The 12,424-nt window shown below is 43.9% G+C and carries 10 protein-coding genes and 3 pseudogenes; 11 read left to right on the top strand and 2 right to left on the bottom strand.

Annotated elements, in window-relative coordinates:
- Nucleotides 1–2: 2 nt before the first annotated feature.
- Together AXE82_RS04780 and AXE82_RS04775 are read right to left on the bottom strand one after the other, a co-directional pair.
- Nucleotides 3–1,211, bottom strand: a complete 1,209-nt coding sequence (locus AXE82_RS04780) for an acetyl-CoA C-acetyltransferase (RefSeq protein WP_062332018.1) — start codon at nt 1,209–1,211, stop codon at nt 3–5.
- A gap of 112 nt (nt 1,212–1,323) precedes the next feature.
- Nucleotides 1,324–2,472, bottom strand: coding sequence for an acyl-CoA dehydrogenase family protein (locus tag AXE82_RS04775; RefSeq protein WP_062332015.1), 1,149 nt, complete (start codon nt 2,470–2,472; stop codon nt 1,324–1,326).
- 283 nt (nt 2,473–2,755) lie between these two features.
- Between AXE82_RS04775 and AXE82_RS04770 the strand changes: the two genes are divergently transcribed.
- The 11 genes and pseudogenes from AXE82_RS04770 to ssuD all read left to right on the top strand — a co-directional run bounded on the left by AXE82_RS04770 (nt 2,756) and on the right by ssuD (nt 12,258).
- Complete coding sequence (locus tag AXE82_RS04770) at nt 2,756–3,418, top strand: TetR/AcrR family transcriptional regulator (protein ID WP_227713380.1); 663 nt, start codon at nt 2,756–2,758, stop codon at nt 3,416–3,418.
- Between the two features lie 361 nt (nt 3,419–3,779).
- Nucleotides 3,780–4,796 (top strand): aliphatic sulfonate ABC transporter substrate-binding protein, encoded by a 1,017-nt coding sequence (locus tag AXE82_RS04765; RefSeq protein WP_062332012.1) that lies wholly within the window; start codon nt 3,780–3,782, stop codon nt 4,794–4,796.
- A 167-nt stretch (nt 4,797–4,963) separates the two neighbouring features.
- The gene (locus AXE82_RS04760; protein WP_228140545.1) at nt 4,964–5,860 is read left to right on the top strand and encodes an ABC transporter permease subunit; all 897 of its coding nucleotides are present in this window, start codon (nt 4,964–4,966) and stop codon (nt 5,858–5,860) included.
- Complete coding sequence (locus AXE82_RS04755) at nt 5,860–6,651, top strand: ATP-binding cassette domain-containing protein (RefSeq protein WP_167541436.1); 792 nt, start codon at nt 5,860–5,862, stop codon at nt 6,649–6,651. The genes AXE82_RS04760 and AXE82_RS04755 overlap by 1 nt, the downstream gene beginning before the upstream one ends.
- 255 nt (nt 6,652–6,906) lie before the next feature.
- A pseudogene (locus tag AXE82_RS04750) lies at nt 6,907–7,347 on the top strand (MetQ/NlpA family ABC transporter substrate-binding protein); the annotation flags it as partial.
- A gap of 44 nt (nt 7,348–7,391) precedes the next feature.
- Nucleotides 7,392–8,231 (top strand): annotated as a pseudogene (locus tag AXE82_RS04745) (methionine ABC transporter ATP-binding protein); the annotation flags it as partial.
- A gap of 2 nt (nt 8,232–8,233) precedes the next feature.
- A pseudogene (locus AXE82_RS04740) lies at nt 8,234–8,599 on the top strand (ABC transporter permease subunit); the annotation flags it as partial.
- Nucleotides 8,600–8,757: 158 nt separating this feature from the next.
- On the top strand, nt 8,758–9,528 hold the full coding sequence (gene msuE, locus AXE82_RS04735; RefSeq protein ID WP_062332009.1) for an FMN reductase: 771 nt from the start codon (nt 8,758–8,760) through the stop codon (nt 9,526–9,528).
- 217 nt (nt 9,529–9,745) lie between these two features.
- Complete coding sequence (locus tag AXE82_RS04730; protein ID WP_062332006.1) at nt 9,746–10,672, top strand: CysB family HTH-type transcriptional regulator; 927 nt, start codon at nt 9,746–9,748, stop codon at nt 10,670–10,672.
- Between the two features lie 61 nt (nt 10,673–10,733).
- On the top strand, nt 10,734–11,018 hold the full coding sequence (locus AXE82_RS04725) for a hypothetical protein (protein ID WP_062332003.1): 285 nt from the start codon (nt 10,734–10,736) through the stop codon (nt 11,016–11,018).
- 31 nt (nt 11,019–11,049) lie between these two features.
- Complete coding sequence (gene ssuD / locus AXE82_RS04720) at nt 11,050–12,258, top strand: FMNH2-dependent alkanesulfonate monooxygenase (protein ID WP_062332000.1); 1,209 nt, start codon at nt 11,050–11,052, stop codon at nt 12,256–12,258.
- Nucleotides 12,259–12,424: the final 166 nt, after the last annotated feature.

Raw genomic sequence — 12,424 nt, 5'->3', positions numbered from 1 at the left:
ACTTAAACACGTTCAATAATCGTGGCAATACCCATACCGCCACCGACACATAAGGTCGCAAGTCCAGTGGTCAAATCACGACGCTCCAATTCATCTAACAAGGTGTTAATTAAAATTGCTCCTGTTGCCCCTAATGGATGTCCCATAGCAATCGCACCACCGTTGACATTCACGATATCCATATTAAGCCCTAGGTCTTTTGCCGTTTTCATTGGCACCGCTGCAAACGCTTCGTTAATTTCCCATAGGTCAATATCAGACACCTGCATATTCGCCCGGGCTAAGGCTTTTCTTGCGGCCAGTGTCGGACCTGTTAGCATTATCGTCGGTTCTGACCCCACCACTGCCGCCATCGTGACTTTGGCACGGGGTTTTAAATTCGCCGCTTGTCCCGCTGATTGACTACCAAGCAGACATAACGCGGCCCCGTCAACGATACCTGATGAGTTACCGGCATGGTGCACATGGTTAATTTTTTCAATCGTGGCATATTTATCTAAGACCACTTTATCAAAGCCCATTTTTCCTGGCATGGCAAACGAGGGCTTTAATTCTGCCAAGCGTTCAACGCTGGTATCAGCGCGAATGGTTTCATCATGGTCTAAAATCATCAGACCATTGATATCTTTAACAGGAATAATTGATTTAGCAAAATACCCTTGGTCAGAAGCCTGCTGGGCTCTGCGATGAGACTCGGTGGCATATGCATCAACATCACTGCGACTAAACCCTTCTAATGTCGCAATCGTATCAGCGCCGATGCCTTGTGGGGCAAAGCCGGTGGCGGTATTGACACGTGGGTCCATGTACCAAGCCCCGCCGTCTAACCCCATTTTGACACGGCTCATAGACTCCACGCCACCTGCCACCACCATATCTTCCATGCCCGACATGATTTTGCTTGCGGCTAAATTAATCGACTCTAACCCTGATGCACAAAACCGTGATAGGGTAACGCCCGCCACCGATTCTGCCCAACCGGCATCAATTACCGCAATTCGGGCGATATCCGAGCCTTGCTCACCAACAGGGGTGACACAACCTAGTACCACATCATCCACCAACTGTGTGTCCAACTGATTGCGCGACTGTAAATTTGTCAGTAGTTCTCTGATTAACCAAATTGGAGCGACTTGGTGCAAGCTGCCATCGGATTTGCCTTTGCCACGCGGGGTGCGGATAGCATCATAAATATAAGCGGTATTACTCATTTGATTTTCCTTAATCATGATTAAAATTTGTCAATTGCTAATGGCTAATACTAATATCTGATACTAATATCTAGGCTAGCTAAAAAGTGGCTTAGCCATATAAAACGATGAGTTACATAAAACGAGACGCCAACTCTTTCATGATTTCATTGGTACCGCCATAGATTTTTTGCACTCGGGCATCGGCGTATAATCGGGCAATCGGATACTCCAGCATATAACCATAGCCACCAAATAGCTGTAAACATTCATCCGTGACTTTGGCTTGTTTATCCGTGGTAAAGGCTTTTAATAGAGCGGCATGTTGTACGGTCAGTTTTTTGTTAAGATGGGCTTCCAGTGCCGCATCACACATCGCCCTGACGGCAAGGTAGTCCGCATTACATTCGGCAAGTTTAAATCGGGTATTTTGAAATGACCACACAGGCTTGTTAAAGGCGTGGCGTTCTTTGGTATATTCGATGGTAAGTTCAATTGATTTCTTAATCGCCCCCGCCGCCGCCAAAGCAATGATTAAGCGTTCTTGTGGCAACTCTTGCATCAACTGAATAAAGCCCATGCCTTCAACACTGCCCAATAAGTTTTTTTGTGGGACACGCACATTATTGAAGAACAACTCTGAGGTATCTTGTGACGATAAACCGATTTTCTCTAAGTTGCGACCCCGCTCAAAGCCTGCTAAACCATCGGTTTCTAACACCAAGAGAGATACCCCTTGAGCGCCTTTTTCACGGTCGGTTTTACAAGCGACGATAATTAGGTTGGCTAACTGGCCATTGGTGATAAAGGTTTTGGAACCATTTAAAATGTAGTCATCACCGTCTTTAATGGCATAGGTTTTGATAGCTTGTAAATCTGACCCTGTACCTGGCTCGGTCATCGCAATCGCACCAACCAATTCGCCCGTTGCCATTTTTGGTAACCAACGCTGTTTTTGCTGTTCACTGCCATGATGCAAGATATAAGGTGCCACAATACCTGAATGCAAAAAGCCACCAAATCCGCTCAAAGCCGCATCTGCTTGGGCATAAATCAATGCCGCTTCATGACGAAAGTCGCCACCGGCACCGCCATACTCTTCAGGCATCGACGCACATAAAAAGCCCATCGAGCCTGCTTCAAGCCATGCTTCTTTATCCATCATGCCGTTTTTTCGCCACTCGATGTCTTTATCAATCCAAGTTTGAAAAAACTTCTTGGCAGTATCTTCTAGCATGGCGACTTCTTCGTTCATCCAGCTTGATTCAAAATGGTTGATCATCCTTGATTCCTTGTTGGTTATTGAGAGATTAATTGAACCGTTATAATAGTAATATTAATTACTACCTTAAAAATTTATTTGGGTGTTTATAACCAAATATGTTAAATTAAAATTTTAATGGTAATTTATATTACCGTTAATATTTTAACTAAAAATGCTTTAAAAGCAGATAATATGGCTAATATCTGTTTTTATAATAACAAAGATAAAAAATGAGAACAATATTATCTATAGATATGGTAATATATATTACTGTTTTTTAAATATTTAAATAGAGAATGTTATGACTGCGTTGAAAAAGCCAATGACGCTTGGACGTCCTAGTAATACAGTGGGTGATTTAACCTTACTTGCGCAGATACGACCTGCAACCTTAGATAAAATCGAAAAAAGTGTGATTACACTGTATGCCAGTGATGAGAGTGAGGTCGCTGCGGATAGTGTGACTATGCAGTCAATTGCAAAACACGCGAACGTGTCACTGCAGACCTTGTATAAATATTTTGGCGATAAAAACACGCTGATTTATGTGATTTTAGATCGAGTGCTTAGTCGCCTAGCCGCTCGAATGATTGACCATTTGAGCGGTATTGATAGTGTTAAAGACCGGCTGCGTAAGACGCTATGGGTGATGTTTGATTTTGTTGACCATAATCCTGATGCGGTATTGTTTTTTTCTACAGCGATTCCTGTCTCCCACTATCAACATATTGCCATTTATGAAAACAAGGATTTGATGGAAGCTTTTTTGCAAGTGTTGTCGGATGGGCAGCAGCGTGGGGAGCTTAATCAAAATGTCTCGCTTAAAACCTTATTAGATGTGTTTATGGGGTTTATCACCCGATTGGGGCTGATGCACGTGTTAAGACACGCTGCCAAACCGATGACGGCTGACTTTGATCCTTTGTTTGATATCCTATGGCAAGCTATTTCACGGCATGACTAAGAGAATAACGCATTTTACAAATACACGAACAACAATCTAGGAATGTTTGTCCGCTATTATTACCCTGAATAAATGAACGGTCCAGCATTGGCTGTAGCGATTGCGACCTATGTTTTTCTCTACGCAGAATAGCATTTATCTGTCCACACACCCTTCCGCTATCAATAAACAATAAATTAAAGCGGTTAGCAAATTCCGCTATATTCTTATCAATTATAATTATTAATCTTTGTTATTATTCTGTGGAATAATGTCATCATTCGATGATACTTGATAGGGCTTGATAGCATTTCATCTCGAAAAAAATGAAAAATTTTGAGGATAAGGACAAATTGTCCTAAATATTGCATAAGGTGTTGTAATGAAAAAAGTTTCTGCTCTACTTATTTCGGGGTTTAGTATTAGCTTGCTATTAGCAGGTTGCCAGCAAAATACCACCAAATCTGCCAATGCGGCAACCACCAATGAAGCACAGACCAATGACATTAAGAGCGGTGATTCAAAACCACTTGAAGAAGTGCGTATCGGATTACAAAGTTCAGGGGCGTTGGTGTATTTGCGTGAAAGTAAGCTGCTTGAAAAGTCGCTCGAAAAATCAGGCATCAAAGTCAATTGGGTGCAGTTTCAATCGGGACCGCCGATGCTAGAAGCGCTAAATACCAACAATATTGACTTTGGCACCACAGGGGACACGCCACCTATTTTTGCCCAAGCCGCGGGTAGTAATCTGGTGTATGTGGCCTATGAAAAACCTTCACCACAGTCTGAAGCCGTCATTGTCCCCGCCAATTCAACCTTAAAGTCAGTGGCTGAATTAAAAGGTAAATCTGTGGCGGTGACTAAAGGCTCTAGTGCTAACTATACGTTACTAAAAGCATTGGAACGTGACAAATTGAGTTTTGCTGACATAGATGTCAAGTATTTACAGCCATCTGATGCCCGTGCTGCCTTTGAATCAGGGAAACTGGATGCTTGGACCGTTTGGGAGCCTTATCTGTCGAGTGCCAAAATTGAGCTAAAAGCGCGAGTTTTGACCGACGCTACAGGTCTTAAGCCCAATAATACATCGTTTTATTTGGCATCAACGGATTTTGCTCAAAAACACCCCGATGTGGTTAAAGACATTGTCAAAGCCATTGATGAAGCGGATAAAGCCATTACCGCTGACCCGGTAACTTTTAGCAAAATGATCCAAAAAGTCACCAATCTAAAACCTGACGTGGCGTTAGCTTCGGTGAAATCAAGAAATTACGGTGTCAACTATATCACCGATGACATCATTCAAGCGCAGCAGCAAGAAGCGGATACTTTTTATAAAAATAAATTGCTGCCAAAACAAATACAGGTAAAAGATATTGTCTGGTATCCACCCAAGTAAACCCTATGGCTAGTAAAAACATGGCTAGTAAAAACCTAGTAAAAAAGAATAGGTAACCTTTATGACGCTAGCTTGCACTTACTACTTTGAAGCGATACAGGCGACAGTTAAGCTTTTAACAGTCATTAATAAAGTTGCATTGATAAATTTGCAGTGAGAGGTTGTTTATGAAAACGTCAAGTTTTGTTGCGGATAATTCAGTGGTAGCGGCATCAAAGCCGCTACCGACGAAACCGATAAGGGTGAATGCGCCAGTCAAGACATTGTCAATCCGTAAGGTTATTAACACCCTATTTGGGCGTACAGGGGGGTGGTGGTTGCCGTTACTTATGTTGGCGGGTTGGCAACTGGTAGCAAGTTTTCAATTACTGCCTGAGGCTTACCTTAAAAATATTTCGTCACCCCATGCCGTTCTTCAAGCGGGCTATGAACTCATAAAAAGTGGTGAGCTTTGGCAGCATCTCGGCATTAGTGCGCTGCGAGCGTTTGCTGGGTTGTTGATTGGCGGGTTGTTTGGGTTGGGGTTTGGGCTATTGACCAGCACTTTGCCTGTATTTCGCACGTTATTGGATACCACCTTTCAAATGCTGAGAAACATCCCACATTTGGCATTAATTCCCCTGGTCATTGTGTGGTTTGGGATTGATGAAGCGGCAAAGGTTTTTTTGGTGGCAGTTGGCACATTTTTTCCGATTTATTTGAATACCTATCATGGTGTTCGTAATGTGGATAAACATCTGGTCGAGATGGCAAAAAGCTATGATTTAACAGGTTGGGCATTGTTTAAAGAAGTGATTTTACCTGGGGCATTGCCGAGTATTTTGGTGGGGGTGCGTTTTTCATTGGGCATTATGTGGCTGACGCTGATTGTGGCGGAAACCATTTCGGCCACCACAGGCATTGGGTATTTAGCCATGCACGCTCGCGAATTTTTTCAGATTGATATCATCATGTTTTCAATCTTGGTTTATGCGCTATTAGGATTTTTAGCCGATTTTATTGCCAAAAAGCTTGAGTTTGTTTGGCTCAAATGGCACCCCGCTTACCAACAAGGAGCACACTAATGTCAACGCAATTGTCAGCACCATTGTCAGCACCATCCAGAACGCCATTAAAAACCTCAGCAGGATTGGCTTTAATCCTAACAAATGTGGTCAAAAAATTTGACAATCGAGAAGTCATTAAAAACCTAGATTTGCACATTCAAAGTGGTGATTTTATCGCTATTGTCGGGCACAGTGGCTGTGGCAAATCAACACTCCTGCGTTTACTTGCGCAGTTAGAAACGGCGAGTAGTGGGGAGTTGACAGCCATGTCAATTGCCAACCAAGCCATGTCACCTCAGGCATGGCGACAATCCACGCGGCTGATGTTCCAAGATGACCGATTATTACCTTGGAAAACGGTACTGGAAAATGTGGGGCTTGGGCTAAAAATGCCAGATTGGAAAGCGCAAGCGTTGAAAGCGTTAGCGGAAGTCGGCTTGGCAGAGCGAGCGGATGATTGGCCATCGGCATTGTCAGGGGGGCAAAAGCAGCGAGTGGCTTTGGCCAGAGCGATTATTCATCGTCCCCAGCTGTTGCTACTTGATGAGCCATTGGGGGCGCTAGATGCGTTAACCCGTCTTGATATGCAGCAACTGTTGGTCAAATTATGGCAAGAACATCGATTTACGGTGATTTTAGTGACCCATGATGTCAGTGAAGCGGTCATCACTGCTGATAGGGTGATTTTAATTGAACAAGGCAAAATTGGACTAGACTTGCCAATCTTATTGCCACATCCCCGTAATAATATGACTAAAACTGCGCCACTTGAGCAAATTGTGCTTGATAAAATTTTAGCGGTGCATTGAGTCTGTCCATCGGTCAATGACAAGCCATTCAGACTCTTTGCCACCTTTTGGCACCCTTTATTGAGCAAAAGCCCATTAAAAAATTAATGGGCTTTTTTTATGCTCACATAATCAATCAAATGACATTCTCTTCATCACATTTCTTGCTATAGATAGCAAAATATCTTGGTTATCTTTGCGAAAAAAAATCTTTACCATGATGCCTTATTCAAGCATTTAGCCGTAAGGAATTAGCATGACGGATTTTAATCAGCCATGGTGCCAAATGACCCTGTTAATCAAGGGCGAGCGCTACTACTGCTGCAACAGGCAAAATTAATTGGGCTAAAAGACCCAAATAATTTTCTGTCTAACTTAAGCGATATCAGCAGCAATCCAAAACAATTGCAATTTGTTGAAGTCGAAGGCCCGCAGACCGCAAGAGCGGTTGATGATGCTGATTTGGTGTTTAGCTACCCGCATTATTTGCGCTTAGCCAAAACCATTGACCCCAATCAAGCTTTAGTCTTTGATGATACCACCAACAACCGCTATGCGATTTTATTTGTCACTCGGGATGATTTTGCCCAAAAAAATCCTGAACGAGCCGAACAGTTGAAAAAATTTATTCACATTTATCAAACGTCACCCAACGTAAAACAAGTGCTTGACAAAGAAATCGGGGGAAAACTTTGGTTTCCAGGTTGGACCTCGTAATGCGTTAACAAGTTTTAGCCATAACAATTACCAAGGATCATGCTATGCAGTCGTTTACTCATATTACCCAAGATGACAGTCATTCATCACCTCCCTATATCCGAATCGATAAGGTCAATAAGTTTTATCAAGGACAAGCGCAAGCGATTCATGCACTAAAAGATATCTCGCTTGAGGTGCCAACAGGCAAAATTCTGGGTATTATCGGTAAAAGCGGGGCAGGCAAATCATCTTTATTACGCATTATCAACGGCTTGGAATCGATTAGTGATGGTCATGTTTATATCGATGATAACAATGTGGCCTCACTCAACCAAGCACAGCTACGACAGCTGCGACAAGGCATTGGTATGATTTTTCAGCATTTTAATCTGCTGTCGAGCAAAACGGTACAAGACAACGTCGCCTTGCCATTAAAAGTCGCCAAGGTAAGTCAGGCTGATATCAATAAACGTGTGGCGCAAGTGCTCGAGATGGTGGGGCTCAGTGATAAAGCATTGATGTATCCTTCTCAGTTATCAGGCGGTCAAAAACAGCGGGTGGGCATTGCGCGGGCGCTCGTGAATGAACCCAAAATGTTATTGTGTGATGAAGCCACGTCGTCCCTAGACCCAGAAAGTACCCAGTTGATTTTGCAGTTACTCAAGCAAATTAATAAAAAACTCGGCATTACCATTGTGCTCATTACCCATGAAATGCAAGTCATTCGAGATATTTGCGACCAAGTGATTGTCATTAACCAGGGGCAAATCGTTGAAACAGGACCGGTGTGGAAGGTATTTGCCTCACCCATGCACACCATGACCCAAGAGTTACTAGGCTATAACCAGTCATCCATTGATTTGGGTGAGGATAAACTCACCGACAAACACAATGCCACTCATACAGCAGCGCCCCCTTTTTTGCCCGAATTGCTGAAGTGAGTCTGCGCGAAGTTGACCCAGGCTTAATAGAAGCGGCACAAGCGATTGGCTGTAACCGCACACAGATTATTCAGCATGTCTTATTGCCCGAAGCATTGCCTGGCATTATTGCAGGGTTTACCGTGACGCTTGTCACCATGATTAATTCGTCTGCCATTGCTGGGGCAATTGGAGCGGGTGGCTTGGGCGATATCGCCTATCGTTACGGCTATCAGCGCTTTGATGTACAAATGATGGTATCAGTCATTGTGGTGTTAGTGGCATTGGTAATGTTGGTGCAAGCCACAGGCGATAGTTTGGCTCAATGGGTCGATAAACGCCAATTGTAGCTCTGCAGATTTACCACTTTGATATGGCAAATTTGATATAGCAAAAAATCAGCTAAATAATGCAGATATTGTTGTTTCACAAACGGCTTAATTTTTTGTTTAATGGGGTTATCGACATGTCATCGATTCATCTGATTACACTAAATTAAGGAACAAAGATGTCTATCACTCAAAATTTCACAAATCAACCAAATCCAGCCATTCCACTCAATATCGTTGCCGTATCGGGTGGGCTCAACACACCATCAAAAACCGAAAGTCTGGTACAAAATATTGTAGATGAATTGGCACAAGCCACGCCCATCAACGTACATTTTATCAAGCTGAGTGAAATCGGGCCTTTACTCAGTGGGGCGATTTATCGTAACCAACTGCCAGAGCGAGTACAAAACGACTTGGCAGCGATTGAGGCGGCGGACGCCTTGATTGTAGGAACGCCAGTGTATCGCGCGTCTTTTACCGGATTGTTTAAACACTTATTTGACTTTGTGGAGCAAACCGCGCTCGTGGATGTGCCGGTATTATTGGCTGCCTCTGGCGGTAGCGATCGTCATGCACTGGTTCTAGAGCACCAACTTCGCCCATTGTTTAGTTTTTTCCAAGCCCAAACATTGCCAATAGGCGTGTATGCGACGGATAAAGACTTTACCCCAGAATACACCGTCTCAAGCCAACAGTTGCGTGACCGTATTGTGTTAGCGGTGGCGCGCGCGTTACCGATACTTGAGTGGGCACCCGCCAAAGGCCAACGCGCCCAAGCCATTAAAGAAAAATCGGCGCAAGCCAATCAGCAGTTAGGCATTAATAAACAAGTCGAACAAGCCGAAATATTACCCTCTGTGGCAGTGCCAGATTTATCGAGTGCCGAAGCCAGACTACACCCGCAAACTACTCAATCATCCCCTAAAAACCATCCATCCGTCGCCTAAAGGGCGCATGCCTTAGTGTGTATTAGCTGACATCACCAGCTCAGTATGAGTAAATATAACCCGAGCAACAAACTGCTTGGGTTATTCAAATTTTGTTTTTTGTGTGATTGATATATGTAATTTTGGAATATGAATTTGTTTGATAGGCGTTTGTTGTCTTAGGCCGCTCGGCTTACACTAATTTTATTCATTATCGGATTATTTGGGGCAACAGACTATGAATTTTCAACAACTTCGTATTATTCGAGAAACGGTACGCTGTGACTATAACTTGACGGAAGTAGGCAATGCATTATTTACCTCACAATCGGGTGTATCCAAACATATCAAAGACTTAGAAGATGAGCTTGGGGTAGGGCTGTTTGTGCGTAAGGGCAAACGGCTCTTAGGTTTGACCGAGCCGGGTAAAGAATTGTTGGTCATTGTAGAGCGGATGCTACATGATGCCAACAATATCAAAACCTTGGCTGAACAATATACCAGTCAAGATAAAGGCGAATTGACCATCGCAGCCACCCATACCCAGTCTCGTTATATTTTGCCGCCCGTTGTGCAAGCGTTTAAACAGCTTTTTCCTAAAGTGCATTTGCGATTGCTACAAGCCGCACCGCCAGAAATTGCGGCAATGCTACTTGATGGACGAGCGGATATTGGCATTGCCACCGAAGCCTTGTCAAGCTATAGCGAGCTTGTGACTTTTTCTTATTATCACTGGTATCATGCGATTGTGGTGCCGCCAAACCATCCGCTAACCCAGCTTGAACAGGTAACGCTTGCCGACATAGCCCATTACCCGATTATCACTTACATTAGTGGTCATACCGGGCGAACGATGATTGATGAAGCGTTCGCCAAAGCAGAATTACAGCCTGATATCGTGATGACCGCATTGGATTCTGATGTGATAAAAACCTATGTGGAATTTGGTATGGGCATTGGTATTATCGCGGATATGGCATTCAATCCCAATAAAGATACCCAGTTAACATTACTCAATTGCGAGCCGCTATTTCATCAAAATACCACTTTGCTCGCAGTGCGACAAGGGCATTTTTTACGAGGATTTGGCTATCAGTTTTTAGCCTTGTGTAACCCTACGTTAACCCAAGCAACAATGCATGATGCCATACAACCTAGCAGCTAACGCTAAATCCTGATAAGCAGGTTGGCAAAACTTAGCGTCTGTTACATCCGAGGTAATACGCATGAAACTCGCTTGCTGTCTCGCTTTCTGGGCTATTTTTAAGATTTGGGCTTGTTTATTTGGTGTTGATATCAATTCATTTGACGATAAAACGCTTTATGGTGAAAACTGTAAAGCGTTTTTTGATGTCACTGCTTTAGCGATTAAATTGATAGGGTTAGCAGCAAAATTATTAAGTATTTTTTGTGCTAACCAAAGCAGTTTTTGTTATTTTTTATTGAGCGATATTTGCTTTAAGCTTATGGCTACCGATAAACCGCCCATGACAAAAGGCGAATTATCTTAATCAATTTTTGAGCTTACAAGCAGGGGTTGCGATGAAAATTTTTTGGTTTATACCGACACATGGCGACAGTCGTTATTTAGGCACGAGTAAAGGGGCAAGAACCGTTGACCATACTTATATGAAGCAAATTGCCGTGGCAGCCGATAACCTTGGCTATGAAGGCGTGTTGATTCCGACAGGTCGCTCATGTGAAGACCCTTGGCTGGTCGCTGCTAGTCTCATTGATGCGACCACTCGCTTAAAATTTTTGGTGGCATTACGCCCTGGGGTGACGACACCCGCGCTTGCTGCTCGTATGACAGGCACCTTTGATCGATTATCAAATGGTCGATTGCTACTTAATCTGGTCACAGGCGGCGATGAACAAGAGCTTAAAGGCGATGGCATCTTTGAAGACCACGCGACGCGTTATCAGACAGCCAGTGAATACACCACGATTTGGCGAGAGATTTTAACCCGCTCGCACACAGGCGAATCCTTTACTTTTAACGGTGAACGCTTGCAAGTCGAAGATGCCAAATTGCTGTATCCCCCTCTACAACAGCCATATCCGCCCTTGTGGTTTGGCGGTTCATCTGAGGCGGCGCAAACACTGGCTGCCGAACAAGTTGACAGTTATTTGACGTGGGGTGAGCCGCCTGCTGCCGTCAAAGGGAAGATTGAGCAGCTTAAAACCAAAGCCGCTGCCAAAGGTCGCACATTAAGCTATGGGATTCGTCTGCACGTGATTGTGCGTGAAACCAATGAAGCCGCTTGGCAAGCCGCTGATGAATTATTAAGTCATGTCACTGACGACACCATTGCTGCTGCCCAAGCCAAATTCGCCCAAATGGACTCGGTGGGACAACAGCGTATGGCGGCATTGCATGGCGGTCGCCGTGATAACTTAGAAATTTCGCCCAACTTATGGGCAGGGATTGGACTGGTGCGTGGTGGCGCAGGCACGGCACTGGTGGGCGACCCACAAACCGTTGCTGCGCGTATTCAAGAGTATGCCGATTTGGGCATTGATAACTTTATTTTTTCAGGCTATCCACACTTGGAAGAAGCGTATCGGTTTGCTGAATTGGTTTTCCCATTGTTACCCATTGACACCCAAGACACCTTGGTCAAGCCAAATTTGACAGGACCGTTTGGTGAAATTGTCGCTAATAACTATGCACCACCGCAACAAACCCGTGACACGGCAGCCTCAAAAACACCCGCCACTGCCACACCCAAACACGCCATCGCCTCTTAACTTCATCTTAAAGACATATTAAAGGCGTCTTAAATGCTTGTGATAAAACGTGCTAACTAAGGCACGTTTTGCGTCTCGTCTATACCTATCTATATCTATTATCCGACAGAGTACGCGGAATCCACCCTAGCCATGATAAGCATCTTTTAACTGATAGACCTTTTAA

The sequence above is a fragment of the Moraxella osloensis genome (assembly GCF_001553955.1).
Taxonomy (GTDB): Bacteria; Pseudomonadota; Gammaproteobacteria; order Pseudomonadales; family Moraxellaceae; genus Faucicola; species Faucicola osloensis.
This window is presented reverse-complemented; position numbering and strand designations above follow the sequence as displayed.